The sequence below is a fragment of the Rhizobium sp. 3T7 genome (assembly GCF_020166565.1).
Classification (GTDB): domain Bacteria; phylum Pseudomonadota; class Alphaproteobacteria; order Rhizobiales; family Rhizobiaceae; genus Rhizobium.
Window position 1 is genome coordinate 223,730 of the sequence record NZ_JAIQXS010000006.1, and the last position, 26,207, is coordinate 249,936.

General features: G+C 58.5%; 24 protein-coding genes and 3 pseudogenes. 13 read left to right on the forward strand and 14 right to left on the reverse strand.

The window, feature by feature from the left end; all coding sequences use genetic code 11:
- Positions 1–238 precede the first annotated feature (238 nt).
- The 3 genes from K9B32_RS11805 (at position 239) to K9B32_RS11815 (ending at position 4,553) form a co-directional block, all read left to right on the forward strand.
- Positions 239–2,002 (forward strand): glucan ABC transporter ATP-binding protein/ permease, encoded by a 1,764-nt coding sequence (locus K9B32_RS11805; protein WP_224562131.1) that lies wholly within the window; start codon positions 239–241, stop codon positions 2,000–2,002.
- A 113-nt stretch (positions 2,003–2,115) separates the two neighbouring features.
- Complete coding sequence (locus K9B32_RS11810; RefSeq protein WP_224562132.1) at positions 2,116–2,469, forward strand: VOC family protein; 354 nt, start codon at positions 2,116–2,118, stop codon at positions 2,467–2,469.
- Between the two features lie 197 nt (positions 2,470–2,666).
- Positions 2,667–4,553, forward strand: coding sequence for an MFS transporter (locus K9B32_RS11815; RefSeq protein ID WP_224562133.1), 1,887 nt, complete (start codon positions 2,667–2,669; stop codon positions 4,551–4,553).
- A gap of 67 nt (positions 4,554–4,620) precedes the next feature.
- Here the strand turns inward: K9B32_RS11815 and K9B32_RS11820 are convergent, their stop codons facing one another.
- Both K9B32_RS11820 and leuB read right to left on the reverse strand, forming a co-directional pair.
- On the reverse strand, positions 4,621–5,382 hold the full coding sequence (locus K9B32_RS11820) for a phosphatase PAP2 family protein (protein WP_224562134.1): 762 nt from the start codon (positions 5,380–5,382) through the stop codon (positions 4,621–4,623).
- 117 nt (positions 5,383–5,499) lie between these two features.
- The gene (gene leuB / locus K9B32_RS11825) at positions 5,500–6,612 is read right to left on the reverse strand and encodes a 3-isopropylmalate dehydrogenase (protein ID WP_224562136.1); all 1,113 of its coding nucleotides are present in this window, start codon (positions 6,610–6,612) and stop codon (positions 5,500–5,502) included.
- 179 nt (positions 6,613–6,791) lie between these two features.
- On the opposite strand from leuB, the gene K9B32_RS11830 reads away from it, so the two are divergent.
- Positions 6,792–7,724, forward strand: a complete 933-nt coding sequence (locus K9B32_RS11830; RefSeq protein ID WP_224562268.1) for a pyridoxal-phosphate dependent enzyme — start codon at positions 6,792–6,794, stop codon at positions 7,722–7,724.
- Positions 7,725–7,785: 61 nt separating this feature from the next.
- Here K9B32_RS11830 and leuD read toward each other — a convergent pair whose 3' ends face one another.
- From leuD to K9B32_RS11845, 3 genes are all read right to left on the reverse strand, one after another.
- A complete protein-coding gene (leuD, locus tag K9B32_RS11835; protein WP_007794765.1) occupies positions 7,786–8,394 on the reverse strand; it encodes a 3-isopropylmalate dehydratase small subunit in 609 nt (202 codons plus the stop codon).
- A 138-nt stretch (positions 8,395–8,532) separates the two neighbouring features.
- Positions 8,533–8,961 carry a VOC family protein gene (locus K9B32_RS11840; protein WP_224562138.1) on the reverse strand — a complete coding sequence of 143 codons (429 nt, stop codon included), beginning with the start codon at positions 8,959–8,961 and terminating at the stop codon, positions 8,533–8,535.
- 114 nt (positions 8,962–9,075) lie between these two features.
- The gene (locus K9B32_RS11845) at positions 9,076–9,318 is read right to left on the reverse strand and encodes a hypothetical protein (protein WP_224562139.1); all 243 of its coding nucleotides are present in this window, start codon (positions 9,316–9,318) and stop codon (positions 9,076–9,078) included.
- A gap of 113 nt (positions 9,319–9,431) precedes the next feature.
- Here K9B32_RS11845 and K9B32_RS11850 point away from each other — a divergent pair, with 113 nt between their 5' ends.
- Positions 9,432–10,340, forward strand: a complete 909-nt coding sequence (locus tag K9B32_RS11850) for an HpcH/HpaI aldolase/citrate lyase family protein (protein ID WP_037083037.1) — start codon at positions 9,432–9,434, stop codon at positions 10,338–10,340.
- A 13-nt stretch (positions 10,341–10,353) separates the two neighbouring features.
- Entirely contained in the window at positions 10,354–10,560 is a 207-nt protein-coding gene (locus tag K9B32_RS11855) for a DUF1737 domain-containing protein (RefSeq protein ID WP_224562141.1), read from the forward strand.
- A gap of 8 nt (positions 10,561–10,568) precedes the next feature.
- Here K9B32_RS11855 and K9B32_RS11860 read toward each other — a convergent pair whose 3' ends face one another.
- Positions 10,569–11,006 carry a metallopeptidase family protein gene (locus K9B32_RS11860; RefSeq protein WP_007794777.1) on the reverse strand — a complete coding sequence of 146 codons (438 nt, stop codon included), beginning with the start codon at positions 11,004–11,006 and terminating at the stop codon, positions 10,569–10,571.
- Between the two features lie 161 nt (positions 11,007–11,167).
- Here K9B32_RS11860 and K9B32_RS11865 point away from each other — a divergent pair, with 161 nt between their 5' ends.
- The 5 genes and pseudogenes from K9B32_RS11865 to K9B32_RS11885 all read left to right on the forward strand — a co-directional run bounded on the left by K9B32_RS11865 (position 11,168) and on the right by K9B32_RS11885 (position 18,880).
- Positions 11,168–12,121, forward strand: coding sequence for an ImuA family protein (locus tag K9B32_RS11865; protein ID WP_224562143.1), 954 nt, complete (start codon positions 11,168–11,170; stop codon positions 12,119–12,121).
- A 10-nt stretch (positions 12,122–12,131) separates the two neighbouring features.
- Positions 12,132–13,577 (forward strand): Y-family DNA polymerase, encoded by a 1,446-nt coding sequence (locus K9B32_RS11870; protein ID WP_224562270.1) that lies wholly within the window; start codon positions 12,132–12,134, stop codon positions 13,575–13,577.
- On the forward strand, positions 13,577–17,011 hold the full coding sequence (locus K9B32_RS11875; protein WP_224562144.1) for an error-prone DNA polymerase: 3,435 nt from the start codon (positions 13,577–13,579) through the stop codon (positions 17,009–17,011). Before K9B32_RS11870 ends, K9B32_RS11875 begins: the two co-directional genes overlap by 1 nt.
- A 107-nt stretch (positions 17,012–17,118) precedes the next feature.
- Positions 17,119–17,407: pseudogene (locus K9B32_RS11880) on the forward strand (IS6 family transposase); the annotation flags it as partial.
- 540 nt (positions 17,408–17,947) lie between these two features.
- Positions 17,948–18,880, forward strand: a complete 933-nt coding sequence (locus K9B32_RS11885) for a HEPN domain-containing protein (RefSeq protein ID WP_224562147.1) — start codon at positions 17,948–17,950, stop codon at positions 18,878–18,880.
- A gap of 80 nt (positions 18,881–18,960) precedes the next feature.
- Here the strand turns inward: K9B32_RS11885 and K9B32_RS11890 are convergent.
- Positions 18,961–19,110, reverse strand: a pseudogene (locus K9B32_RS11890) (VapC toxin family PIN domain ribonuclease); the annotation flags it as partial.
- Positions 19,107–19,360, reverse strand: a pseudogene (locus K9B32_RS11895) (type II toxin-antitoxin system prevent-host-death family antitoxin). The pseudogenes K9B32_RS11890 and K9B32_RS11895, both read right to left, overlap by 4 nt.
- A gap of 209 nt (positions 19,361–19,569) precedes the next feature.
- On the opposite strand from K9B32_RS11895, the gene K9B32_RS11900 reads away from it, so the two are divergent.
- Entirely contained in the window at positions 19,570–19,944 is a 375-nt protein-coding gene (locus tag K9B32_RS11900; protein ID WP_224562148.1) for a (2Fe-2S)-binding protein, read from the forward strand.
- A complete protein-coding gene (gene bfr, locus K9B32_RS11905; RefSeq protein ID WP_007528518.1) occupies positions 19,910–20,395 on the forward strand; it encodes a bacterioferritin in 486 nt (161 codons plus the stop codon). The genes K9B32_RS11900 and bfr overlap by 35 nt, the downstream gene beginning before the upstream one ends.
- Positions 20,396–20,432: 37 nt before the next feature.
- On the opposite strand, the gene K9B32_RS11910 is transcribed toward bfr, so the two are convergent.
- From K9B32_RS11910 to rsfS, 6 genes are all read right to left on the reverse strand, one after another.
- Positions 20,433–20,966, reverse strand: coding sequence for an RNA pyrophosphohydrolase (locus K9B32_RS11910; RefSeq protein ID WP_224562151.1), 534 nt, complete (start codon positions 20,964–20,966; stop codon positions 20,433–20,435).
- 13 nt (positions 20,967–20,979) lie between these two features.
- Positions 20,980–22,179: a divergent polysaccharide deacetylase family protein gene (locus K9B32_RS11915; RefSeq protein ID WP_224562153.1), complete on the reverse strand. Its 1,200-nt coding sequence runs from the start codon at positions 22,177–22,179 to the stop codon at positions 20,980–20,982.
- A gap of 80 nt (positions 22,180–22,259) precedes the next feature.
- On the reverse strand, positions 22,260–23,582 hold the full coding sequence (locus tag K9B32_RS11920) for a S41 family peptidase (protein ID WP_007791027.1): 1,323 nt from the start codon (positions 23,580–23,582) through the stop codon (positions 22,260–22,262).
- Positions 23,572–25,020, reverse strand: a complete 1,449-nt coding sequence (locus K9B32_RS11925) for a murein hydrolase activator EnvC family protein (RefSeq protein ID WP_224562155.1) — start codon at positions 25,018–25,020, stop codon at positions 23,572–23,574. The genes K9B32_RS11920 and K9B32_RS11925 overlap by 11 nt, the downstream gene beginning before the upstream one ends.
- Before the next feature lie 119 nt (positions 25,021–25,139).
- On the reverse strand, positions 25,140–25,622 hold the full coding sequence (gene rlmH, locus K9B32_RS11930) for a 23S rRNA (pseudouridine(1915)-N(3))-methyltransferase RlmH (RefSeq protein WP_224562276.1): 483 nt from the start codon (positions 25,620–25,622) through the stop codon (positions 25,140–25,142).
- A gap of 115 nt (positions 25,623–25,737) precedes the next feature.
- Entirely contained in the window at positions 25,738–26,181 is a 444-nt protein-coding gene (gene rsfS, locus K9B32_RS11935; protein WP_224562157.1) for a ribosome silencing factor, read from the reverse strand.
- Positions 26,182–26,207 lie beyond the last annotated feature (26 nt).

The window sequence follows — 26,207 nt, forward strand, 5'->3', positions numbered from 1 at the left end:
AAACATCAATCTAGAATATGTATTATCGTGTGCCAGCGTAGTCGTTCAACGCAAGCGAAAATTGCGAAATTTTCAAACCGCCCCAAAAAATTTCAGAACCCAGGCATTTGCATGCGCTTCGAGACCCAAAGAATCTTCCTTGCGAAAGCCCCCTGAACGCTTCGTTAATCGCCGGTTCAGATATCTTTCTGTAGCGTCGCAGCATCCACTATTTCGCAGATGCACAAGAGGTATCGCTGTGTCGCTATTCAAGGTCTATGCAAGAGCTTTGCGCTATCTTGGCGCCTACAAGCTCCGCGTATCCCTGGTCGTTATCGCGAATATCGTGCTTGCCGCGATCACGATCGCCGAACCCATTTTGTTCGGCCGCATCATCGATGCGATCTCGGGCAAGGGCGAAGTCAAACCCATCCTTTTCATGTGGGCCGGTTTTGCCGTCTTCAATACCATAGCCTTTGTTCTGGTCGCGCGTGAGGCCGACCGGCTGGCTCATGGCCGCCGTGCCACGCTGCTAACGGAAGCGTTCGGCCGCATCATCTCGATGCCGCTGTCCTGGCATCATCAGCGCGGCACGTCGAATGCGCTGCATACGTTGCTGCGCGCATGCGAAACGCTCTTCGGCCTTTGGCTCGAGTTCATGCGCAACCACCTGTCAACCGCCGTGGCGATCGCGCTTCTGATCCCGACCGCGATGTCGATGGACCTGCGTCTTTCGGGCGTACTGGTCGTGCTCGGCGTGGCCTACTGGCTGATCGGTCGTCTCGTCATGAGCCGTACCAAGGATGGCCAGGCGTCAGTCGAGAACCACTACCACACAGTATTTTCGCACGTGAGTGACTCGATCAGCAACGTGTCGGTCCTGCACAGCTACAACCGCATCGAGGCCGAAACCAAGGCGCTGAAGTCCTTTGCCGACCGCCTGCTGCAGGCTCAGTTTCCGGTTCTCGACTGGTGGGCTCTGGCCGGCGCAATGAACCGCATGGCATCCACCATCGCCATGATGGTCATCCTGGTGATCGGTACGCTGATGGTCCAGTCCGGCGAGCTCCGTATCGGTGACGTCATTGCCTTCATCGGCTTTGCGAACCTGCTGATCTCGCGTCTCGACCAGATGCGTCAGTTCGCAACGCAGATCTTCGAGGCTCGCTCGAAACTTGAGGACTTCTACTCACTCGAAGACTCGGTCCGCGAACGCGAAGAGCCGGCCGGCAATGCCGATATCGCCGACGTGAAGGGTGAAGTTGAATTCCGCAACGTGTCGTTCCGCTTCGGCAACACCGCGCAGGGCCTGCATAATGTGTCTTTCACCGCCAAGGCTGGCCAGACGGTTGCGATCGTCGGCCCTACCGGCTCGGGCAAGACCACGATGATCAACCTACTGCAACGCGTCTATGACCCGGACAGCGGCCAGATCCTGGTCGATGGTCACGACACGACGAAGATCACCCGCAAGTCGCTTCGCCGCTATATCGCAACTGTGTTCCAGGATGCCGGCCTGCTCAACCGCTCGATCAGCGACAACATTCGCCTCGGCCGCGAGGGCGCTTCGGATGAGGACATGCGCCGTGCCGCAGAAGCTGCTGCCGCAGCCGACTTCATCGAGACACGCGAAGATCAGTACGACACCCATGTCGGCGAGCGCGGCAACAAGCTCTCGGGCGGCGAACGTCAGCGTGTGGCGATCGCCCGCGCCATCCTCAAGGATGCGCCGATCCTGGTGCTGGACGAAGCGACGAGCGCGCTTGACGTCGAAACGGAAAACCGCGTGAAGGCCGCAATCGACAACCTGCGCCAAAACCGCACGACCTTCATTATCGCGCACCGTCTTTCGACGGTTCGCGAAGCAGACAAGGTCCTGTTCCTGGATAGCGGCCGTGTCGTCGAAGAAGGCAGCTTCGAAGAGCTCAGCCAGAGCAACGGCCGCTTCGCTGCATTGCTCCGTGCGAGCGGCATCCTGACGGATGAGGAAGTTCGCAAGGCACACACGACAGAGGCGGCCTGATCGGAAACAGGTGCATCGATCGATCAAAGTCGGATGGTTCTGCCATCCGGCTTTTTTCTTGCCCACCAGCGACCATTTTCTAAGTATTGGAAACGATGTCGCGGGGAGGTCGTATGCAAGTCAGACGAATTGTCGCCAATCTCGAAACTCCCAGGCCGGCCGCCGCAGGCGCATTCTATCGGGATATCCTCGGGCTGGATCTCCTCATGGATCACGGCTGGATCGCAACCTACGGCTCGAGCCAGCAGATGTCGGTCCAAGTCAGCTTCGCAAGCGAAGGCGGCGCGGGAACGCCGATTCCGGGCCTGTCAATCGAAGTCGATGACGTCGATGAAGCATACGCAGCCATGCGCGCCGCCGGTTTCGAGATTTGTTATGGCCCGGCCGACGAGCCGTGGGGTGTACGTCGCTTCTATGTTCGCGACCCCTTCGGAACCCTGGTGAATATTCTTTCCCACAAGGCCTGAAGGGCAAAGGCGCGACAGGCTCTTGCCGGCGACAATCTGCGCAACGGCGTTAGACTAAAGTCATAATCCCAAAGCCGCTCTCTTTATGGGGGAGCTTTTCTGGCACACTCTCGTCAGGCGAACCGCGACCTGGGGTACGCTTCGAGGAGAGTATGGTCGCGCGCCGCATTTCACATTCGCTCTGTGGAGGACAGAAAATGGCAAATGTCGTAAGCGTCGACGGCTCAAAAGCCGGTCCGATGACGGGCGAGGAGAAGAAGGTTATCTTCGCCTCATCGCTCGGGACCGTTTTCGAATGGTATGACTTCTATCTTTACGGTTCGCTCGCCACCTATATCGGCGCGACCTATTTCACCCAATACCCGGAAGCAACACGAAACATCTTCACGCTTTTGGCGTTTGCCGCTGGCTTCCTGGTGCGCCCGTTCGGGGCGCTCGTCTTCGGCCGCCTCGGCGACCTCGTCGGCCGCAAGTACACGTTCCTGGTGACGATCCTCATCATGGGCCTCTCGACATTTCTCGTTGGTATTCTTCCTGGTGCGGCAACGATCGGCATCGCGGCGCCTATCATCCTGATTGGACTTCGGCTCCTGCAAGGTCTTGCGCTCGGCGGCGAATATGGCGGTGCGGCAACATACGTGGCCGAGCATGCGCCCAATGGACGCCGCGGCTACTTCACCTCATGGATTCAAACGACGGCAACGCTCGGCCTCTTCCTGTCGCTTCTCGTCATCGTCGGCGTTCAGTTCCTGATGGGCAAGGAAGCCTTTGCCGCGTGGGGCTGGCGCATTCCGTTCCTGGTATCGGTTGTCCTTCTCGGCGTCTCCGTCTGGATCCGTCTGAAGATGAACGAGTCACCGGCATTCCAGAGAATGAAGGCGGAAGGCAAGGGCTCGAAAGCCCCGCTGACCGAAGCTTTCGGTCAATGGAAGAATGCCAAGATCGCGCTGATTGCGCTTCTCGGCGCAACAATGGGTCAGGCAGTCGTCTGGTACGGCGGCCAGTTCTACGCGCTGTTCTTCCTGCAGAATGTGCTCAAGGTCGACCTGCAATCGGCAAACATCATGGTGGCCATTGCACTCTTCCTTGGCACACCGTTCTTCGTCGTCTTCGGCGGCCTGTCCGACAAGATCGGTCGCAAGCCGATCATCATGGCCGGCCTCTTGATCGCCGCCGTCACCTACCAGCCGTTGTTTAAGGCCATGACCTGGACTGCCAATCCGGCGCTTGCGGAAGCCCAGGCCTCGGTCCGCGCAACCGTGACGGCCGACCCGGCTGACTGCAAGTTCCAGTTCAACCCGACCGGAACCTCGAAGTTCACCAGTTCCTGCGACGTGGCAACGGCCTTCCTGACCAAGAACTCGGTTCCTTATGATGTTGTCCCCGGCCCCGCGGGGCAACCTGCTACGATCAAGATCGGCGACGAAACCATCAACAGCTTCGATGCCATCGCCGCCGGCGACAAGGCAAAGGCAATGACGGGCGCTTTCGAAAAGGGCGTCAATATCGCCCTTCACGACGCCGGATACCCGCTGAAGCGCGGCGCCACCAAAGTTCCGGATGCCAAGCTGGATGCCTTCATTGCAGCCAATCCGGAACTTGCTCTCAACGTCGACGCAGTCCGTGCCGGTGAAAAGCAGACCGTGCCGGCTGACAAGCTTGTCGCCGATAAGCTGCTGACCGCCGACGAAGCCAAGGGCGTCACCGACATGGCCGTCTATAATATCGCCAATGGCGGCAGCTTTGCGATGACGGCTGACCCGGCCCGCGTCAACTGGATCGGCACGATCGCCATTCTGTTCGTGCTCGTTCTCTATGTGACGATGGTCTACGGCCCGATTGCCGCCCTACTGGTCGAACTCTTCCCGACCCGCATCCGCTACACCGGCATGTCGCTGCCTTACCATATCGGCAACGGTTGGTTCGGTGGCCTGCTGCCGGCAACGGCCTTCGCAATGAGTGCCGCTACCGGCGATATCTACTTCGGCCTCTGGTATCCAATCGTCTTCGCGACGATCACGCTGGTCATCGGCCTGATCTTCCTGCCGGAAACCAAAGATCGCGATATCCACGCGATGGATTGAGACAAGTGAAGACTGCAAATCTGAACCCGGCGCTCGTAAGGCGCCGGGTTTTTCATTTATGGAAGCCTCAGAGAAGGCGGCTTAGCCGCGGCGTCGGCCAGCCGCCATCGCGACCGATGGAGAAGATCAGGCCGAAGCGCGCGAAGAGGACCGAGGTGGCAAAGGCAAACCAGGCACCCAGCGCAAGGCCGGCCACGACATCGCTTGGATAATGCACACCGATGATGACGCGCGTGGCACCAAGCCAAAGCCCTATACCGATGAAGCCAAGTCGAAAGCGCGGGAAGAGAAGCGCGAGCGCGACGAACAGCGCGCCTATGTTAGCCGAGTGTCCAGAGGGGAAGCTCTGGTGCAGGAAATCCATGTTGAAGGGCGCAAAGCTGAAGATCCCCTCCTGGTCATAGATCAGCGGCCGCGCCCGGCCGATCGCGAACTTCAGCAGATTGGCGACGATGCTGGTGAAGAGCACGGACAACGCGACATAGGCCGTCATCTGTCCGAAATAGACCATGCGAAACCGCCTGCGGACCTTCCAGAGCCGGCGACGAACGAAATAGCCCGTGGCGAAGATCGTAGAGAGGCCGGCAAGAATCCAGGCGAGCCTGCCGATATCGGTAACATCGCCGGCAATCGAGATCAGCGGTGGCGCCAGATCCTTGGCTGCCAGGCCGAGCGGGCGATCGAAGACGAAGAAGGCGATGGCAATGGCATTAACCGCCGAAAATGCAAACCACTTCCAGGGAACCCGCTGATGGATCGTGCGCCGCGCCGCATAGCGCTTTCGCAGGTAGCTCCAGAAGCTTGGCTTACGATCAACAGTCTCGCTCATTCCACTCCGCTCTTTCATCAATGCCGAACGGAGATAGGAGCGGCATCAGCCGCCTTCAAGCAAAGGCCCTCCGCATCGGCAGATGCGGAGGGCCAGAAACGTGTTTCACGTGAAATATCAGGCAGAAAGCGCCTTGAACTCGGCGAGGATCGCGTCGCCCATCTCAGTGGTTCCGACCTTCGTGCATCCTTCGGCCATGATGTCGCCGGTGCGGATGCCCTTGTCGAGCACATTGGCGATGGCCTTTTCGAGGTTGTCGGCTTCCTTCACGAGATTGAAGGAATAGCGCAGGCACATGGCGAAGGAAGCGATCATCGCGATCGGGTTGGCAATGCCCTTACCGGCGATGTCAGGTGCCGAGCCATGTACCGGCTCGTAGAGCGCCTTGCGCTTGCCGGTCTTTGCATCCGGCGCACCGAGCGAGGCGGACGGCAGCATGCCGAGCGAGCCCGTCAGCATGGCGGCAACGTCGGACAGCATGTCGCCGAACAGGTTGTCCGTAACGATGACGTCAAACTGCTTCGGCTGGCGAACCAGCTGCATGCCGCCGGCGTCGGCCAGCATATGCTCAAGCTGGACGTCGGAATATTTGGCCTTGTGCGTTTCCGTCACGACCTGGTTCCAGAGCACGCCGGATTTCATAACGTTGCGCTTTTCCATCGAGCAGACACGGTTCTGGCGGGTGCGTGCCATCTCGAAGGCAACACCGGCGATCCGCTCGATCTCGTAGGTGTCATAGACCTGCGTATCGATGCCACGCTTCTGGCCGTTACCAAGGTCGATAATCTCCTTCGGCTCGCCGAAGTAGACGCCGCCAGTCAGCTCGCGAATGATGAGGATGTCGAGGCCTTCGACGAGCTCCGGCTTCAGCGAGGAAGCCGATGCAAGCGCCGGATAGCAGATGGCCGGACGCAGGTTCGCAAACAGCTGCAGGTCCTTGCGCAGGCGCAGAAGACCAGCTTCCGGACGCACTTCATAGGGAACACTGTCCCACTTCGGGCCGCCGACGGCACCGAAGAGAACGGCGTCCGCTGCAAGCGCCTTCTGCATGTCAGCTTCGGAGATCGCAGCACCATGCGCGTCATAAGCGCTGCCACCGACCAGACCTTCGTCCGTGACGAAGCCGGCATTCGTCGCCTCGTTCATATAGGCAATGATCTTGCGGACCTCACCCATGGCTTCTGGGCCGATGCCGTCGCCCGGCAGCAGTAAAAGATTGCGCGCTGTCATGAAACCCTCCGCGGAAAAACAAGTTGCGGCTTCTTAGACCCGCAATAACGGCATTTCAAGCGAGCGGGAGGTCGATTCGGTACGGTTGCGGAATTACTGCCGACATCTCGCGTTGACCGATCGGCGCATGCGGGTCCACAAGGAGAACCTCTATCGTCACCTCATCGGATACCACCATGCTGCCATCTGCACCCCTGCATCTCGACACTCCGCTTTTCCGCACGTCAGCCGACTACAGCGCGACCAACAAGCCGCTATGGCTGAAGCTCGATGCGCTGCAGCCCTCTGGAAGCTTCAAGCTTCGTGGTATCGGCAGGCTTTGCCAGTATGAGATCGAGAACGGCGCCTGCGAGATCTTCTGTGCCTCTGGCGGAAACGCAGGAATCGCTGCCGCTTATGCGGGACGGGCGCTCGGCATTCCGGTCACGATCGTCGTGCCCGAGACGACGTCAGCGGAAGTGCGTCGATCGATCGAGGCAACCGGCGCCACGGTTCTCGTGCACGGAACGGTATTCGATGAAGCCAACGCCTTTGCGATCGAGCACGCGAATGCCAGGAAGGCAGCCTATGTGCACCCGTTCGACCATCCGCTTCTGTGGGAGGGACACGGCACATTAATCGACGAGGTTGTCGCAAAAGGTGCCGGCTTCGATTGCGTCATCGCGAGCGTCGGCGGCGGCGGTTTGCTCGCGGGCATTGTTGCCGGTCTCAAGCGAAACGGCCTGTCTGATGTGCCCGTCATCGCCGTCGAAACCGAAGGAGCCGCTTCGCTTCATGCAAGTCTTGCTGCAGGAGAGCGCATCACCTTGCCGGCGATTACCTCCATCGCCAGCTCGCTCGGTGCGCGCCAGGTGGCCCAGCATGTCTTCGACCTGTCGAAGCATCATCCGATAGAGAGCGTCACAGTGACCGATGCGCAGGCTGTCGCCGCCTGCCTGAAGTTCGCCGACACCTATCGCATTCTGGTCGAGCCCGCCTGCGGAGCTGCACTTGCGGTGGCCGACGGGGAGGCCGACATTCTCGCTCGCTTCAACAATCCGCTGATCGAAGTCTGCGGCGGCATCGGCGTTTCACTGGAGAAGCTGAAGGCCTGGAAAGAGCGCTTTCTGTAAGCCGGCCAAAGAAAAAGCCAGGCAAAAGCCCGGCTTTGACCAATGCTATGTTTTGTAAGACTTACGCAGCCCAGGGATGGGATGCGGCATTCTTGGCTTCGAAACTGTCGATCGCCGCGCCCTTTTCGAGCGTCAGGCCGATGTCGTCGAGGCCGTTCAGCAGGCAGTGACGCTTGAATTCGTCGAGATCGAACTTGATCGAACCGCCGTCCGGACCGGTGATCTCGAGGTTTTCCAGGTCGACTGTCAGGATCGCGTTGGAGCCGCGCGAGGCGTCGTCCATCAGCTTGTCGAGGTTTTCCTGGCTGACCTTGATCGGCAGAATACCGTTCTTGAAACAGTTGTTGTAGAAGATGTCGGCGAAGCTGGTCGAGATGACGCAACGGATGCCGAAGTCGAGAAGCGCCCACGGCGCATGCTCGCGCGAGGAGCCGCAACCGAAATTGTCGCCGGCAACGAGGATCTTCGCATTCTGATAGGCCGGCTTGTTCAGCACGAAATCCTGGTTCGGAGAGCCGTCTTCATTGTAACGGGCTTCGGCGAAAAGACCCTTGCCAAGACCCGTGCGCTTGATCGTCTTCAGGTAATCCTTCGGAATGATCATGTCGGTATCGATATTGACAACCGGCAGAGGGGCAGCGACGCCCGTCAGCTTTACGAATTTGTCCATGGCCTGGCTCCAATGTCAGCAGACGTAGTTTTGTTGATCAGCGTTTAGTCCAGATTTCGACCGAAATGAAGAAAAATTTACATCGCGGGTGCGGCCGCGCGCGGATTCGACGCGCAGCCATCCATGGTCATCGTGAGATCAATTTGCATTCGCTGGCGCATTCATCGCCCAAAGCACCCCGAACGGGTCGCGAAGCTGGCCATATCGATCACCCCAGAACATCAGTTGGACGGGCAAGATCACCTCCGCGCCAGCGGCAACGGCACGATCCCACCAGAAATCAATATCATCGATAACAAGCTGAAGGGTGAATCCCTGATGCTTCTCGAAGGGATGGCCATGCTCGGGATAGGCATCGCATAGCATCAACGAACTTCCGTTGATGTAGAGGTGGACATGCATCGTCCGCCCGTTTTCGTCCGGAGGAACGACAAACGCCTCCTCGGCGCCAAAAGCACGCTTGTAGAATTCCGCGGCCTTCAACGCACCATCGACCGTGATATATGGCAGCAAGCCATTCTTGACCGGTGGCATCTTCGCCACGCCGGTTTCCGTTGCGGTATCCATACTGTCCTCCATCGTTTGATTTGGTTCGGGCAGAAGCCCTGGCCTTTCAAAGACGCGGGAAGATCAGTCGAGCCGACAGCGATGCCGAAATTTTTCTGGAAAAACATCCACCGGTCAGAGATCGATGATCGTGCCGCGGCCGTCATTCCAGATGCGCATATTCTCGCCGGCATGAGGCCTGGTCTTGGCGGAGGCGCGGACCGGGGCAGGTTTCATCTTCAACGAGAGCGCGCGGCCAACCATAAGCACCGTCAGAATACCGCCGACTGCGAGCGTCACGGAAAAGGTGACGAGCGCCAGCGCAACGAAGGCGGTGATGCCTGCGAGCAAGAGGAAGACGGAACGAATGCTTTGCATGAGTTTTAGACCTTTCTTCGGAAAGGAATGTGGTCCTTCTTTTCCTTCTCTGCAAGGTGAGCATGGCTTTTTGTTGTCTTGCCACCTGTCACAAAGCTTGGCACACATTTGTGATGACCCGCAATTCTCCGACTCGTTCCTTGAATCTTCGCCGTTCGGTGCTGAGCGTTCCGGCCATTAATGCACGCGCCCTGGAAAAGACCCATGCGCTGGATTGCGATGCCGTCATCTTCGATCTTGAGGACTCGGTGGCACCGGAACGAAAGGCGGAAGCCCGCGAGAATCTGAAGGCTTTTTTTTCCGGGGCTCCCCTTGTGAATAAGGAGCGGATCATCCGCATCAATGCACTTGGTTCCACCTTCGGCAATGCGGACATGGAGCTGGTCTTGGCATTGGAGCCGGATGCCGTACTTCTGCCGAAAGTGGACGAGCCTCAGGATGTGATGTCCGTCAGCGACCGGCTCGCCGATGCCGACGCGCCGGAAAGCCTGCGCATCTGGGCGATGATCGAAACGCCCCGCGGCATTCTGAACGCGGCGGCGATCGCCGAGGCCGGGCGCACACCGGGCTCAAGGCTTGATTGTTTCGTCGTCGGCCTCAACGACCTGCGCAAGGAGACCGGTGTCCTGCCGCAGCCGGGTCGCACCTATCTCGTGCCCTGGCTGATGCAGGTGATCCTGGCCGTGCGTGCCTATGGCCTTGATGCGATCGACAGCGTCTTCAACGATTTCAAGGATGCCGATGCCTTCGATGCCGAATGCGCGCATGCCCGCGCCATGGGCTTCGACGGCAAGATGCTGATCCACCCGGCCCAGATCGAAGCTGCCAACCGGCATTTCGGCCTGGACGAAGCGGCAATTGCCGAGGCGGAGGCGATCATCGCCGCCTTTGCCGACCCTGCTGCCGAAGGCCTGAATATCATCAATGCCAATGGTCGGATGATCGAGCGGCTGCATCTTGTCCAGGCGGAAAGTCTGGTTCATAAAGCCCGCCTGATTGCAGAACGCCAAACGGCGAAGTGAAAGACGACTTTAGATGAAGCTATATCGCCTTCTGACCGGCCAGGATGATGCCGCTTTCTGTCACCGCGTGACCACCGCCCTCAACAAGGGCTGGTCGTTGAACGGCTCGCCGTCGCTGACCTTCAACACCCAGACCGGCCAAGTGATGTGTGCTCAGGCGATCGTCAAGGAAGTCGAAGGCAAGGACTACCATCCGGACATGAAACTGTCCGAACAGTAAGCGCGAGCTTAGCGTTCGGCCGCCTCTTCGGCGCTCGCCTCGATCCGCTCCATGTCGTCGTCGCTGAGACCGAAATGGTGGCCGATCTCGTGGATGAGGACGTGAGTGATGATATCACCCAGCGTCTCGTCGTTCTCGGCCCAGTAGTCGAGAATCGGCCGCCGGTAGAGGCGGATGCGGTTCGGCAATTCGCCGGTTTCCATCGTGAAGCGCTCCGAGATTCCTCGGCCTTCAAAGAGGCCGAGAAGGTCGAATGGCGTTTCCAGCGCCATGTCCTCGAACACGTCGTCGTCAGGGAAGTCCTCGATCTCGATCGTCAGATTGGTTGTCAGTGAGCGGAATTCTTCCGGCAGGTGGCTATATGCCTCCATCGCCAACGACTCGAAAGTGCTGATCGTCGGCGCATGGCGATCCCGCCAATTCTCGCTCTGGTCTATGCGGGCCATGAATATTCCTTCCTTTGCGGCCCATATAGAACCTTTACGCACGATTTTCGAGAGCGGAATCAAAGGCAGGAATAAATTCACATCAAATGCCTGTTGACTCTTTCGCCCACCTCTGGAATCCATAAGAACATAACAGGAACATTTGAAAGTTGGAGAACGTCATGGCACAGCCGGCCGTGACGCGCGAGCGGCTTTTTGCACTCCGCGAAACCATTGCAAAGCTCGAAGGAAAGCCCGCGCCGGCCTTGGCTGCAGCGGAAAGCCAGGCCTTGGGTGAGAATGGCGGCCCCGCCGCTGGAAAAAACGAAGATGTATTGCGTCTTCCCCTCGGAATACCCGCGCTCGACGAGGCGATCGATGGCGGCTTGCCGCTCGACGGGATTACCGAGATTCGCTCCGATCTCTTGCGGGAAGCCGGTGCTGGCAGCGGCTTTGTGCTGGCACTTGCTGCCATGCTGCAACGTCAGGCCGAAGAGAGCCACAATGTGCCGCTACCGATCCTGTGGATCGCCGATACGGTGTGCACGATGGAGGCGGGAGAGCCCTACGCCGTGGGGCTGCGGGATTTCGGCCTGAAGCCGGACCAGTTCTTCTATGCCAGTCCGCGCAAGCTTGAGGATGCCCTCTGGCTTGCGGAAGCGGCAGTCGAAAGCGGCGTCTTTCCTGCGACGATCCTGGAGGTCCGGGGCAACCCGAAGCCCTTTGGCCTGACGGAGAGCCGTCGTTTGAGCTTGCGGGCAAAGGCATCCAAACGCCCGCTTTTCCTGCTGCGGCAGGCTGGAGAGGAAGAAGCCAGTAGCGCTTATTTCCGCTTCCTTGCAACACCCGCGCCGGCACAAGCGCGCGCCTTGCCGGATGGTACGATGCTGGGCGGCAGCATCGGCAACCCGGTTTTTCATCTCACCCTGGAGAAGAGCCGCAATCCGGCTCCCCTCTCCTTTCTACTGGAGTGGAACCCTCATGACCGCCGTTTTTTCGCCGTCTCCCAATCAGCCGACCCTCGCCTTCCAGACGAACGCGCAGCGCATTCTGGCGCTCCACTTTCCGCATCTCTCGACGGACCGGATCGCAAGAAAGAAATGGGGGCTCTCCTGGCGTTCGCACGGACGTCCTGACGCACCACCGATCGTCTGCTCCAGTCGCCTCAACAATACCATGCGGCTGACGGCGCTGGATGAGGCTGCAGAAGCTCTCAATCTCAGAAAGCATATGGGCGTCGCCGAAGCCCGCGCCATCCATCCCAAGCTCGATGTGATCGAGGACGACCTAGTTGCCAACCGACGCTTCCTGGAAGCGATCGCCGATTGGTGCGATCGCTATACTCCGCTTGTCGCTCTCGATGGCGTGGATGGCCTGTTTCTCGACATCACGGGCTGTGCTCATCTGTTCGGCGGCGAGACGGCACTTCTCAAGGATATTCTCGCAAGGCTTTTCCAGATGGGCCTTGATGCACGCGGTGCCGTCTCTTCATCACCGGGATTGTCCTGGGCGGTCAGCCGTTTCGGCCAAGGCGGGATCATCGAACACGGGAAGGCCGAGCAGGTTCTGGCGCCTTTGCCGATCGCGGCTTTGCGCCTTGAAGAAGAAACCGTAGGCGCCCTGAATAAAATGGGGCTCAAATATGTGGGCGACCTACTAGACGCACCACGCGCCCCACTTGCCCGCCGCTTCGGAGGAGCCTTGCTTTTGAGGCTCGATCAGGCGCTTGGGACAGATCAAGAGCCGGTATCTCCACGGCTGCCAGTTGCGAGCCTCTCGGTCGAACGTCGTCTGATCGAACCGATCGGCGCGGAAGACGATATCCTCGCGCTCACCGGTCAGATTGCCGTCTCCCTGAAGCTCTCGCTGGAAGCCCGTGGCGTCGGGGGCCGCATCTTCGAACTGGTCTTGTTTCGCGTCGACGGTAAGGTGTTCCGCATTTCGGCAGGGACCGCGCAGCCCCTGAGGGAACCCAAGCGCATCGCCGCTCTCTTTGCCGAACGCCTGCAGGCAATCCACGACGATTTCGACGCGGGTTACGGTTTTGAAATCCTTCGCCTCAACGTGCTCCGTCACGAAGATTTCGTGACGGAGCAAGGCGATTTCGAGTATCGCCAGCAGAAGGATGCGTCTCTTGCTGCCTTCGTGGATAGGGTTTCCGCCCGCTTCGGGGCAGACTGCCTGCAGACCTTCCAATTGCGAGAGAGCCACGTACCCGAAAGAGCCGTCATTGCCGTACCCGCAATCGATCACCTATCCGCCCCGAAGATCAGGGAAGGACATGCTCCACCGGCCAGGAACGAGCGGCCCGTGCGGCTGCTTCGCAAGCCGGAACCGATGGGCGCCTTTGCCATCGAAATTCCCGATGGTGCACCCGCCAGTTTTCACTGGCGGCGTATGCAGCATCGCGTCCTGAAGAGCGAGGGACCGGAACGGCTGGCGATGGAATGGTGGCTCGATGGATCAGATGCGGAGGATCGGGACTACTTCCGTATCGAAGATGATCAGGGACGCCGCTTCTGGATCTATCGCCATGGCCATTATGAGCGTGACGCAACGCAGAACTGGTACATGCATGGAGTCATCGCCTGATGCCTGCCTTCTTCGAGATCGGCGCCAAGACCAATTTCTCGTTTCTGGAGGGTGCATCCCAGCCCGAGGAAATGGTCGTCCGCGCTGCGGTTCTGAAGCTTGGAGGGCTTGGCATCGCCGACCGCAATTCGGTTGCAGGCGTTGTCCGGGCGCATGCCCAGTCCAAGGCGATCCGAAAGAAATTCGAGCGGATGAAGGCCGGGCTTCTGGAGGAGCATGAAAAGAATGACGTCATCCTCGATCCGATCCGTTTTCAACCGGGCGCCCGCCTGGTCTTCTCGGATGGAACGCCTGATATTCTTGCCTATCCGCAGGATCGCCGAGGCTGGGCGCATCTTTGCCGATTGCTGAGCACCGGGAATCTAAGAACCGAGAAGGGAAAATGCATCCTAACGGAAGCGGATCTGATGGAATGGGGCGACGACATGATGCTCGCGCTCATTCCCGATCCGTCCATTGCCGACGATGGCAATCACGCAGCGTTCGAAGCCTGTCTGGAGCGCTTCAGAAAACGCTTCCGGAAAAAATTCCACATTGCGCTCGCCCCCGCCTACGACGGCCGCGACAAGCGCATGTTCGCGACCATCTCCATGCTGGCCGATCGCAACCGCATCCCGGTGATCGCCACCAACCAGCCGCTCTACCACGACACCACCCGTCGCCCCCTCGCCGATATCGTGACGTCGATCCGGGAACACGTTGCCATTCCCGAAGCCGGCTTTCTTCTGGCGCCGAATGCCGAACGCTATCTCAAGGATGGCGGCGAAATCCTGCGCCTCTTCAAAGACTACCCACACGCCGTAACGAACACGGGAAAGTTCTTTGGCAGTCTTTCGTTTTCACTCGATGAACTGGAACACAACTATCCCCCCGAGAATGACGAGGGGGAAACGCCTTATCAAACCCTGGAGCGCCTTACCAAGGCAGGCGCGGCAAAACGCTTTCCCGGCGGCATACCGGAGAAAGTCCAGCAGAACATCGAATACGAGCTAAGCCTCGTTCGCCAGAAGCAGTATGAACCATACTTCCTGACGGTCCACCGGATCATCCAGTATGCTCGACATGAGAAAAAAATTCTTTGTCAGGGTCGTGGTTCCGCGGCAAACTCGGTCATCTGCTATTGCCTCGAGATAACAGAGGTCAATCCGGAGAAGAGCACCCTGCTCTTCGATCGCTTCCTCTCGATGGACCGCGATGAGCCGCCGGATATCGATGTCGATTTCGAGCACGAGAGGCGCGAAGAGGTCATCCAGCATATCTACGAGAAATATGGCAAGGAACATGCCGGCCTGACGGCAGGGGTGACGACCTACCGCACCCGGTCCGCAGGACGCGAGGTCTCAAAAGCCTTCGGTCTCTCGGAAGATGTTCAGTCTGCGATCGGCAGCCTGGTTTGGGGTTGGTCGGAAGAGAAGCTGTCCGAGCGCGAGGCAAAAGCGGCCGGGCTCGACATTTTCGATCCCATGACCAAGAACGTGCTGAAGTATGCTTCCGAGCTTCTTGGTTTTCCCCGCCACCTCACCCAGCATGTCGGCGGCTTCGTCATCACCAGGGACAGGCTGGATGAAGTCGTTCCGATCATGAAGACGGCAATGCCCGGACGCTACATGGTCGAGTGGGACAAGGATGACCTCGACAATCTGAAGATCCTGAAGGTCGACATCCTGGCGCTTGGAATGCTGACCGCGCTGAAGCGGGCATTCGATCTGCTTTTCCTGCATTACGACGTCAAGAAGACGCTCGCCGATCTCGGCAACGACACGCATGAGGACGAAGAGCCCGTCTACGAGATGATATGCCGGGCCGACACGCTTGGCGTCTTCCAGATCGAGAGCCGGGCGCAAATGAGTATGCTGCCGCGCCTGAAGCCCAAAAAATTCTACGACCTCGTCATCGAAGTCGCCATCGTTCGGCCAGGCCCCATCCAGGGCGACATGGTCCACCCCTACCTGAAACGAAGAGAAGACAGGGATCGCGGTATCCCAATAGAGTATCCGAGCAAGGAGTTGAAAAGTGTCCTGGAGCGAACGCTCGGCGTGCCGCTCTTCCAGGAACAGGCCATGCAGATCGCAATCACGGCGGCGGGATTTAAGCCGGCTGAAGCCGATCAGCTGAGGCGCGCCATGGCGACCTTCAAACGGACAGGCACCATCGGCAATTTCGAAAAGCGGTTCATCGAAGGCATGGTCGCGAAAAAGTACTCTCGCGATTTTGCCCAGCAATGTTTCAACCAGATCAAAGGTTTTGGCGAATACGGTTTCCCGGAAAGCCACGCCGCCTCTTTCGCTCTGCTCGTCTACGCCTCTTCCTGGGTAAAAGCTTACTATCCCGACGTCTTCTGTGCCGCGATGCTGAACTCACAGCCGATGGGCTTCTATGCTCCCGCACAACTCGTCCGGGATGCCCGGGAGCATGGCGTTGTGATCAGGCCGGTCGATATCAATGAATCGAACTGGGATTGTCTGCTGGAAGAGGCCGAATTCAACAAACGTGCTGTTGATTTCCGGCATGCCGCCATGCGGGAAGTTATCCAGACGAAGCGAGCCGTTCGGCTTGGCTTTCGGCAGATAAAAGGCCTTTCGGAAGTGAGCATGCAGCAGCTCGTCGCCAACAGAGGCAGGGGTTATTCTTCGATCCGCGATCTCTGGCTGCGCTCAGGCCTGCAAAAGGCAGATATAGAACGACTTGCCGATGCAGATGCCTTTCATTCCATAAGACTGTCGCGACGGGAGGCACTCTGGGCCGTACGGGCACTCGATGCGAAGAGTGCTGCCGAAAAGCTCCCTTTGTTCGACCAGGTGAGCCACATCGATCTGCAGGTCGAGCCTGAAACACGGCTGCCGGAAATGCCGGCTGGTGAACAGGTGGTCGAGGACTACCGCTACCTTTCGCTCTCCTTGAAGGGCCATCCCGTCTCATTCCTGCGAGAGGAATTCCATAAAGTCGGGGTCGTTCGGAATGTCGATCTTCTCACCATCCCGAACGGAAGAAGGGTGACGATTGCCGGCCTGGTTTTGGTGCGTCAACGCCCGGGCTCAGCCAAGGGCGTCATCTTCATGACATTGGAAGACGAGACGGGCGTTGCCAATGCCATTGTCTGGAAGAAGGTATTCGAGAAGTACCGCCCGATCGTCATGGGAGCACGGCTCGTGAAGATATATGGCAAGCTTCAGAGCCAGAGCGGCGTGATCCACACTGTCGTCGATCATATCGAGGATATGACACCCGCACTTGGCATCCTGCAGAAGGAAGCCCGTCGTTTCGGCGTTAGTGATCGTTCGGATGAAGCGCTCAATCCGACGATGGATCCTCGCCAAAGGAAACTCGCAAACTCACTTGAGAAGGCAGTCATGGAGAAACGGCAGATTTCAAGCAGTCATGCCGGAGCACTAGAAACAACTCAAGTCATGCCGAAAGGTCGCAATTTTCATTGAGGACACAAAGTCGGTACGGATATTAACCGGGAAGAATCTGGACGGGATCTCACCGGCGGGCACTGTAACGCTGACCGAGCATCGATCAAAATATGGGACCTGGCGGCATGACCAGATCTGCACGTGATCCTCTCTATTGTCGTCATTGGTTTCTGGTGGAGGTGATTGCCCATGCCGTATGGCTCTATTTTCGGTTTCCGCTCAGCCTGCGCATGGTCGAGGATATGCTGGCAGCCCGCGGCATCATAGTCTCTCACCAGACCGTGAGATTGTCGGCACAGAAATTCGGCAGGCACTTCGCCAAAATATCCGCAAGCGTCCAGCCGGCAGGCTCGGTGACAAACGGTACGACGAGTCGTCATCATTGTCAGGGGAAAGAAGTACTGGCTGTGGCGGCCGGAGCGAACTTAATCAACCCGACATTGCCACGATGCCTCCAAGGGCGAGTGCCACGATCATCGTCTTTTTGAAGCGGCCGCCATTGCGTGTGACGCGGTCGTAGGTTTCCAGCATGAACAGCGGGCCGATAAAGCCCAGCAGATTTACAACGCCGGAAAACAGCGCAACTCCGCGATTGCGCGCGAGGCTTTTGTACGTGATGCCCTATCACGTGACTGCTGCATTAGTCCCCCGTGGCGATGCCTTCACCCTGAAGGCCACGCACATACCGACACGGGAATTTTATGCGATTCGCAACCCCCTAGATATTAAGGGAATTTAGTTTAAGTTGCGGAAAATGGATACTGGTTGCATTGATGTCGCGATCAGCGGCCTCATTACCTACATCCGTCGAGAGCGACGCCACCTCGATGGCGCTTTGGATACGGACAAGGGGCGCATTACGAATGTATCGTACAATGAGCACATCCTTGAATTGTGCACATGAACAAAATCCCGTAAAAGGATTTGGTGTGCAATCATGATGGAACCGCTACGATGGATGCGATTCTGACCGAAGGTTTTGACGCGGCTTTGACCCTGACCGATCATATCGAACATCTGCCGGACAGGAAGCGGCGCGAACTGGCGCGCATTCTCGAGATCCTGTTTGCCGAGGTCGAACGCTTCCAGGCCAGCAAGCTGTCGGCCAAGCGCCACGCCGGCAGGATCCTGAAAGTCATTCTTTATGGATCCTATAGCCGCGGTAACTGGGTCGAGGATCACTTGAGCGGTTATCGCTCCGACTACGATCTGTTGATCGTCGTCAACAGCAAGTCGTTTGCCGAGGAGCAGGAGCTCTGGGACGGCATCGAGGAGCGGCTGTTGACGGAGCAGGTCGCGCATCGCATCGAAACACCGGTCGTGCCGATCATCCACACGCTGGCCGATGTCAACGACCAGCTGTCCCGCGGCCGACCCTTCTTCGTCGATATCGCCAGGGACGGCATTCCCCTCTACGAGGAGCCCGGCCATCCGCTGGCACATCCGAAGCCACTGACAGCGGAGGAGCGGCAGCGAGAAGCAAATTCCAACTTCATGGAGTGGTCAAGGAATGCCGCCGGCTTTCTAGCAGCTCAAGGATCGCTCGGAGAGACGTTTCCAAAACAACAGGCTTTCTTGCTTCATCAAGCCACAGAGGCGCTATACCACTGTACCCTGCTGACGCTCACGCTCTACAGTCCCAAGTCTCATCGTCTGAAGGTTCTTCGCTCTCAGGCCGAGGGGATCGACAATCGGCTGATTGCCGCCTGGCCGCGTGACAGCCGGTTTTCCCGCCGATCCTTTGAATTGCTGTCGCGGGCCTATGTGGAAGCGCGATATTCGTCGAAATACACAATCAGCAATGAGGAACTTGCTTGGCTGGTCGAGCGCGTGAAAGCTCTTCAAACTCTCGTTGAAACGGTATGCAAGGAACGACTTTCCCTGTGACGGTACCCTCGCCTTGATAACCCAAGCAGTTCGCTCTGTACCACTTGAGATAACGAGGATGAGGCAGCTCGCGATTGCGTCCCGCGCTCAATTTCCAGGATCGTAATCGCGGAAATGAACAAGTCATTGGAATCTTGCGCGCCGACCCACTTCGTCACATTGGCATCTGCTTTACCGTCTCCAACTTTGCGCAGCTCGGAGACGACGTTTGTATCCAGCAGGTACTTCAAGACAGATCGACCTCGCGAGGTGCAATTTCGGCTCTCAGTGGCTCCAATTCGATCGTCGACAAACCAGGCATTGAAAGCGCATCGACGAGAGTCCGGCGCTTGCCGGTCAGGCGGACGAATTCGCTGTACGTCATCAACACATGGGACGGCTTCCCGCGATCTGTAATAACTACAGGTCCTTTTTTGGCAGCCTTCTTTGCCCCACTGACGTCGTGGTTCAACCCCGGCTAGACAAACTTGTGATGCTCATGGAATGCCTCCATGTAGGAACATACCTACATTTATGATATTATTGGCTGTGGAGCAATATCCAAGATAGCCGCCTTGAGAGGATCTGAACCGTAAGCCCGCGATCTCATTTTGGCAAACAGGTCGCGACCTGCTGGATCGCAGCACACCTGACGAGCCTCTATCGTTTCAATATGCGACGAATGGCTTGCCCTATGACTCGATTTTTTCTTGACACCTGCCGTCTTCTTTTGCAGAAAAGACGATAGTGAATGTCATGTTTGGAATGACGACGTGCTTGTCTGCAGCTGCAATTACATAACTGACCACGAAATCCGGGAAGTCATCAACGAGCTTCTCGAGCAGGATTGTTGGCAGCTCATCGTGCCTGCAAAGGTATACCACGCCATGGAAAAACGGGGCCGCTGCTGTGGCTGCTTCCCGAACGTGGTCGACATTATCATCCAGACAACCGAGGAATATCACGCCCGTCACCACTCGACGGAAGCCGAGTTATTTGATTTCATGTCCCGCCTGAGAACATTCCATGAAGAAAACAGGAGAGCGGACATTGAAAGGCGACAAAAAAGTCATCGAGCGGCTTAACGAGGCCCTCTTTCTCGAACTCGGCGCCGTAAACCAATATTGGGTCCATTACCGACTTCTTGAAGACTGGGGTTACACCAAACTCGCCAAGAAGGAACGGGCGGAATCCATTGAGGAAATGCATCACGCCGACCGCTTGGTCGCACGCATCATCTTCCTCGAAGGTCATCCCAATCTCCAGACCCTTGCTCCGCTTCGCATCGGCCAGAACGTCAAAGAAGTTCTGGAGGCCGATCTTGCCGGCGAATACGATGCGCGCACCGCTTACAAGAAATCACGCGACATCTGTCACGAGGCCGGCGATTATGTCTCGATGAAGCTTTTCGAGGAGCTCCTGGCGGACGAGGAAGGTCACATCGACTTCCTCGAAACACAGCTGGAGCTGCTCGGCAAGATCGGCGAATCGAAGTACGGCCAACTCAACGCCGACTCCGCCAACGAGGCCGAGTAACGATTGCCATGACCGACAGCCCTCGGCCGCCGGTCATTTACTCTGCGGCGCTCAGGCCAACCAGGTGCCTGAACTCGTCGACCACCTGCTCATAGACGGCCCGCTTGAAGGGCACGATGAGACCCGGCAGGCTTTCCATCGGCTTCCAATCCCAGGCATCGAATTCCGGCGCATGGCCGCCGGGCGGCGGATTGATCGCGACCTCGCTCTCGTCACCTTCGAAGCGGAACGCGAACCAGCGCTGCGTCTGGCCGCGGAACTTGCCCTTCAATCCGATGCCGATCAGCTGGGGCGGCAAATCGTAGTTGATCCAATTTTGGGCCTCGGCGAGCAGCGTCACGGTGCGAATGCCCGTCTCCTCGTAAAGCTCGCGGTAGGCCGCCTCAAGCGGATCCTCGCCCTTGTCGATGCCACCCTGCGGCATCTGCCAAAGCTGCGGCGATCCGTCATACTCTGAATTTTCTTCCGGAATCCGTCGCCCCGCCCATACGAGGCCTTGGCGGTTGAGAATCATGACGCCGACGCAGGGGCGATACGGCAGGTCCTCGGCATTGACGATCAGCTTGCTCATCGGCTCTCTCTATTCAAGGTCTTTTTGGATCATTCGTTAGTGCCGCAACGCCGACGATCTCAATACCTCGCATTGCAGCTTCCTGCGTCCATTGTGCGATGGCATCAATGCTCTCATCGAAGGCGGCGGCGACGCCGATCGCCTGGCCGTTGCGCTTTGCGACGCGTTCCAGTTCGTCCAGTTTCTGGATGATGGCGTTCACGTCAAGCTGCTTGTCCAACTGCACATCTGCGAAGGCGTAGGGAACTTCCGTTCCCTTTGCGATCGCGGCGGTCTTGGACTGGGCTGACGTTCCGTCATCGAGAAACAGTAGCCCGCGCTTTCCGATATCGCGCATGACCGGCTCCATGGCGTTGGGGTCGGAAAGGAAGCGCCCACCCTGGTAGTTCATGATGCCCGTATAATTCGTGATCTCGCCCATCGCCCTGTGCAGGTTTTCGATATTCTTCGCAAGCGACGTTGACGTCAGCAGCGTCTCTGGACCGGGATCGTTTGCCGGAAAATCAAATGGCTCAAACGGAACCTGCAACAGGATTTCGTGGCCGCCGCGGCGCGCTTCCTGCATCCAGCGCTGCAGGCTGTTGCCGCTGGCGGCAAAGGCGAACGTCACCTCCTCAGGCAATTGCTGGATGGCCCGCTGCGTGCCCGTCTGGCTAAGTCCGAGGCCGCTGACGACGATCGCGATGCGTGTTCCATGAGCGCCGGACCATGGCCGCGCATACTGGTCCATCGGGCGACGTCCGTCCGGCCCGACGATCGGCAGCCGCCCCAAAGGCGTGTCTTCCAGGAGAGCATCATTCGGTAGCGCCGCCATCCGTGGATCCTGCCCGACCTCAGAGGCATCAACCAATACCGGTCCATTTCCGTCGCGTTGTCTTGGGGAGTATTTCGTGACGACGGATCCGTCGCCGGTGACCATCCGCTCCACATTTGCGCCTGATCTTGGATCGGATGGCACAATGCCGGTGGGAACGGCAGCAGATGAAAACTGCGGCGGCACTTGAACGGTGTCAGAAGGTGGCGCAGCCGTCTGGTTTTGCGCCGGCGGCGTCTCCCGCTTCAGCCCGTCACCGCGAAACGCCGTATAGAGCGACGACGCCCCGATCAGAACGAGGCAAATCCCGGCGACGACACGCCCCGTGCGCAGAATACCCGGCCGCTGGCGCTTGGCCTTTCGGTTCTGTCCCAGAGGGGCGTGCAGATCGGTATTCAAACTTCTTTTCCGCTTCAGATCAGGACAGCAAAAAGGCGTCAGGCCGGACATACCATCCGGCCTGACGCCTCATATTGCAATTACTTGGCGCTGACGGCCTTGTCCGGATTGGGCGGGAAGGCCGGGTCGGTCTTCTTGCCGCGAAGCAGATCAAGCGCGTAGTTGAGCTGGACGTCATCCTTCGGATCCGGCGGAATGTAGGCAACCGAACCGGAGCCTTCGTCCGTCTCGCTCTGACCCTTGATGTGCCCGCGCAGACTTGACTCACCTTCCGTGACCATCTTGCCCTTCAGATCATCCGGCAGCGGCTCCTCGACCTTGATATCAGGCGTGATGCCCGTGCCCTGAATGGAGCGGCCCGACGGCGTATAGTAGAGAGCTGTCGTCAGTCGCAGCGCGCCGTTTTCGCCGAGCGGGATGATCGTCTGGACCGAGCCCTTGCCGAACGAACGCGTACCGAGAACAGTCGCACGACGCAGATCCTGCAACGCACCGGCAACGATTTCCGAAGCAGATGCCGAACCGCCGTTGATCAGCACGATCACCGGCTTGCCATCCGTCAGGTCACCCGGACCAGCGTTGAAACGGCGGGTCTCATCCGGATTGCGGCCGCGGGTGGAAACCACTTCGCCGCGCTGCAACAACGCATCCGAAACCTGGATTGCCTGATCGAGCAGACCGCCCGGGTTCAGACGCAGGTCGAGCACATAGCCCTTCAGCTTGTCAGCCGGGACCGTCTTCTTGATCTTCTCGATCGCCTTCTCGAGATCCGGGTAGGTCTTTTCGGTAAAGGAAATGACGCGCAGATAGCCGACATCATCCTCGACGCGCGACTTCACGGCCTGGACCGCGACGACATCGCGGACAATCGTCAGCTGAATCGGCTTGTCGGCACCCTTGCGGATTAGCGTCAGCTTGATCGGCGTGTTGACCGGACCGCGCATCTTTTCGACCGCGTCTTCCAGCTTCAGGCCGCGAACAGACTGACCGTCGATCTCGGAGATGTAATCGCCGGCAAGAACGCCGGCCTTTGCTGCAGGCGTGTCGTCGATCGGCGTAATGACCTTGACGAGCTCGTCTTCCATGGTGACCTCGATGCCGAGGCCGCCAAATTCGCCCTTCGTCTGGGTCTGCATGTCAGCTGCATCCTTGGCATTCATGTAGCTCGAATGCGGATCCAGCGAAGAAAGCATGCCATTGATGGCGTTTTCGATGAGTTTGTCTTCGGCCGGCGGCGTCACATACTGTGCGCGCACACGCTCAAAAACGTCACCAAAAACGGAAAGCTCCTTGTAAGTGGAGGCTCCGGCTGCTTCCGCAGGCACGCCCGCCGAATAGATGACGCTCATCGCGGTCGCACCCATTAATGCGCCGACCAGAACAAGAGAAGCCCTACGAATCATTGCGTGCCTTTCCAGTGTCTTTAGCGGTCCACCATGGCCGGGAATCGACCGGTTTTCCATCTTTTCGAAATTCAATGTAAAGCGTTGGACGGTTGGTTTCCAGCGCCAATGCAGTCGCGCTCGCCACTCTTTTTGCACCCATGGCCGCAAGCGGCTCGCCGGCGAAAACGAACTTGCCCTGACGCGTGCTGATCGTCTCCATTCCAGAGAGGACAAGATGGTAGCCGTCGCCTGCGTCGAGGATGATCATCTGGCCGTAGCTGCGGAATGCACCCGCATAGACGACATGGCCATCTGCGGGAGCGGTAACCACCGTTTCCGGATTGGTGGCAAGCGTCATTCCCATCGCCTCATGGCCGGTTCCGTCGGCATCGCCGAACTGGCGGAGGACATCGCCTGCCACAGGCAATTCCAGCTTCGCCTTCAATTCTCCGAACGGATATGCGGGCGCAATGCGGTTTTTATCAGGCACGCCGCTCTCTGCGAGAACCTTGGCCTGGGCGCGCTGCTCGTCGGTGAGAAGCTTGCGGTTCTCCTCGGCCTGGCGGGCTGCAGCGGCGGCGTCGCGAACCGATGCGATCTCGGTTTCCATGGATGCGACCAGCCCCTCCAGGCTTGTCGCCTTGCTGGCAAGATCTTCCGAGCGCTTCTTCTGCGCATCCAGTTCCGCAGCGCTGCTGCGGCTCAACTTCTCGTTCTCAGCGAGAAGCAAATCCATCCGTCGCTCTTCCTCGATGCTGTTGGTCATCGTAGCGGTGAAGGCTGATTTCTCTGCAGCGCTTGCTGCTTGCAATGAAGACAGGTCGGCAAGATCGGCGGCGAGCTTGTCGGTCTCCTTTCGGATACCCGGAACCACAGCGCCAAGCAGGATTGCGCTGCGGACCGAAGCGAGTGCATCGTCGGGCGTGACGAGAAGGGCCGGCGGCGGATTGCGGCCCATGCGCTGCAAGGCACCAAGTACCTCGGCCAGCAAACCACGCCGTTCATGCAGCGATCGGCGAACCGCGTCTTCCTTTACGCCGAGATCGGCAAGCTTCTTCTCGCTTTCCAGGATCTGCTTCTCGAGCGACTTGCGCCGCGTCGCTGAATCGATCAGCGCCTGACGAACGCTGCTGCTGTTCTTGTCCAGATCCGCGATGCTCTTCTGAAGCTCGGCAACCTTATCCGATGAAAGATCGATCGTTTTAGACAAGGCTTCGAGTTCAGCCCGCGTCTCGTCCCGCTTCCTCGCCAGATCAGCTGCCGGATCGGGCCGCTCCTGGGTGGCCGTACCAGTTGTGGCGGCAGGCGTCTCGGCCGGCGGCATCGACTCCGGCGCATCCTGGGCAAAGGCGCTAACGGCGAAGACGCGGTTCGCAACTGCTGGCACAGATACGCTCAAGCCTGCAGCCAAGGCCGACAGAATGACGAATTTTGGCTTGAACGCACGTGTCGGCATACGAACTTCGAAGTCCTTTCAAATCGCGCAGAGATTAGGCTGATTTGGCGTTCTTTGCCAGATCGATTGGGGGTCCGCGCACTCCACGACGGAGACGCCTGCGTGAGCAGCAAAGCCCGTCATACGCGATGATAGGGATGGCCGGAAAGAATCGTCACGGCTCGATAGAGCTGTTCGGCGATCAGCGTACGAACCAACTGATGCGGCCACGTCATCTTGCCGAGACAGAGGGTGGCATCGGCAAGGTCGTATAATGACGGATCGAGACCGTCGGCGCCGCCGATGGCAATCATCAGGTCGCGCTTGCCCTGGTCGCGATAGTTTCCAAGGAGATTGGCAAACCCTTCGCTGTCCAGCGCCCTGCCTCGCTCGTCCAACAAAATCAGAACACTCCCATCCGCCAGCGACTTCTGCAGCATCGCCGCTTCCTCACGCTTGCGAGTGTCAGCGTTCGAGGCGCGACTTTCAGCAACTTCAGCCACGCGGGAGAATTCGAGGCCGATCGCAGGGCCGGACTTGGCAAAACGATCGAAATAACGGGCCGCAAGATCCTTCTCCGGGCCGGACTTCAGCCGCCCCACCGCAAAAAGACCAACACGCATCATCCGCTCCCGCAGTTCGGCATAGGGCGGCACAGACATGCCGCCGGCTGGGTTCGATCATCCGGCCAACGAAATGCCGTCTATCAGGCGCCGGACACAGCGTCCAGACAGCCTGTTAGTGTACCGTTTCTTCGTCCATATCGGGCGCGGCCCACATCTTTTCGATGTTATAGAACTCGCGTATTTCAGGACGGAAGACATGGACGATGACATCGCCGGTGTCGATCAGGATCCAATCGCCGCCTTCCTGACCTTCGACACGGGCGCTTCCAAGGCCCTCGTCTTTGAGATCAGTCAGCAGGTGGTCAGAGATCGCCATAACATGCCTGTTCGAGCGCCCGGAGACGACGACCATGAAGTCTCCCAGTGCCGATTTTCCAGCGATGTCGATGGTGACAATATCTTCAGCCTTAGAGTCCTCAAGGCTTGTGAGGACGGCGTGCAGGGCGCGGGCGGCAGCATCGGCGCCACGTTCCGGGCTCTTCGGGACAACGGTAAGCGTTTTTCCCTTGGCGTGTACTGTTGTCAGTGCTTTCCCTTTCTCGGAATGACAAAACATGCACATCACTGATTTGGTGACCAAAT

Coding starts and splice junctions, on each gene's coding strand:
- K9B32_RS11860 (WP_007794777.1), bottom strand. CDS start 11,006: ATGGCCCGCATAGACCAGAGCGAGAATTGGCGGGATCGCCATGCGCCG.
- K9B32_RS11850 (WP_037083037.1), top strand. CDS start 9,432: ATGACCCGCAATTCTCCGACTCGTTCCTTGAATCTTCGCCGTTCGGTG.
- K9B32_RS11810 (WP_224562132.1), top strand. CDS start 2,116: ATGCAAGTCAGACGAATTGTCGCCAATCTCGAAACTCCCAGGCCGGCC.
- leuB (WP_224562136.1), bottom strand. CDS start 6,612: ATGACAGCGCGCAATCTTTTACTGCTGCCGGGCGACGGCATCGGCCCA.
- K9B32_RS11865 (WP_224562143.1), top strand. CDS start 11,168: ATGGCACAGCCGGCCGTGACGCGCGAGCGGCTTTTTGCACTCCGCGAA.
- K9B32_RS11855 (WP_224562141.1), top strand. CDS start 10,354: ATGAAGCTATATCGCCTTCTGACCGGCCAGGATGATGCCGCTTTCTGT.
- K9B32_RS11815 (WP_224562133.1), top strand. CDS start 2,667: ATGGCAAATGTCGTAAGCGTCGACGGCTCAAAAGCCGGTCCGATGACG.
- K9B32_RS11885 (WP_224562147.1), top strand. CDS start 17,948: ATGGATGCGATTCTGACCGAAGGTTTTGACGCGGCTTTGACCCTGACC.
- rsfS (WP_224562157.1), bottom strand. CDS start 26,181: ATGTTTTGTCATTCCGAGAAAGGGAAAGCACTGACAACAGTACACGCC.
- K9B32_RS11840 (WP_224562138.1), bottom strand. CDS start 8,961: ATGGATACCGCAACGGAAACCGGCGTGGCGAAGATGCCACCGGTCAAG.
- K9B32_RS11820 (WP_224562134.1), bottom strand. CDS start 5,382: ATGAGCGAGACTGTTGATCGTAAGCCAAGCTTCTGGAGCTACCTGCGA.
- K9B32_RS11845 (WP_224562139.1), bottom strand. CDS start 9,318: ATGCAAAGCATTCGTTCCGTCTTCCTCTTGCTCGCAGGCATCACCGCC.
- leuD (WP_007794765.1), bottom strand. CDS start 8,394: ATGGACAAATTCGTAAAGCTGACGGGCGTCGCTGCCCCTCTGCCGGTT.
- K9B32_RS11925 (WP_224562155.1), bottom strand. CDS start 25,020: ATGCCGACACGTGCGTTCAAGCCAAAATTCGTCATTCTGTCGGCCTTG.
- K9B32_RS11920 (WP_007791027.1), bottom strand. CDS start 23,582: ATGATTCGTAGGGCTTCTCTTGTTCTGGTCGGCGCATTAATGGGTGCG.
- rlmH (WP_224562276.1), bottom strand. CDS start 25,622: ATGCGTGTTGGTCTTTTTGCGGTGGGGCGGCTGAAGTCCGGCCCGGAG.
- K9B32_RS11910 (WP_224562151.1), bottom strand. CDS start 20,966: ATGAGCAAGCTGATCGTCAATGCCGAGGACCTGCCGTATCGCCCCTGC.
- K9B32_RS11875 (WP_224562144.1), top strand. CDS start 13,577: ATGCCTGCCTTCTTCGAGATCGGCGCCAAGACCAATTTCTCGTTTCTG.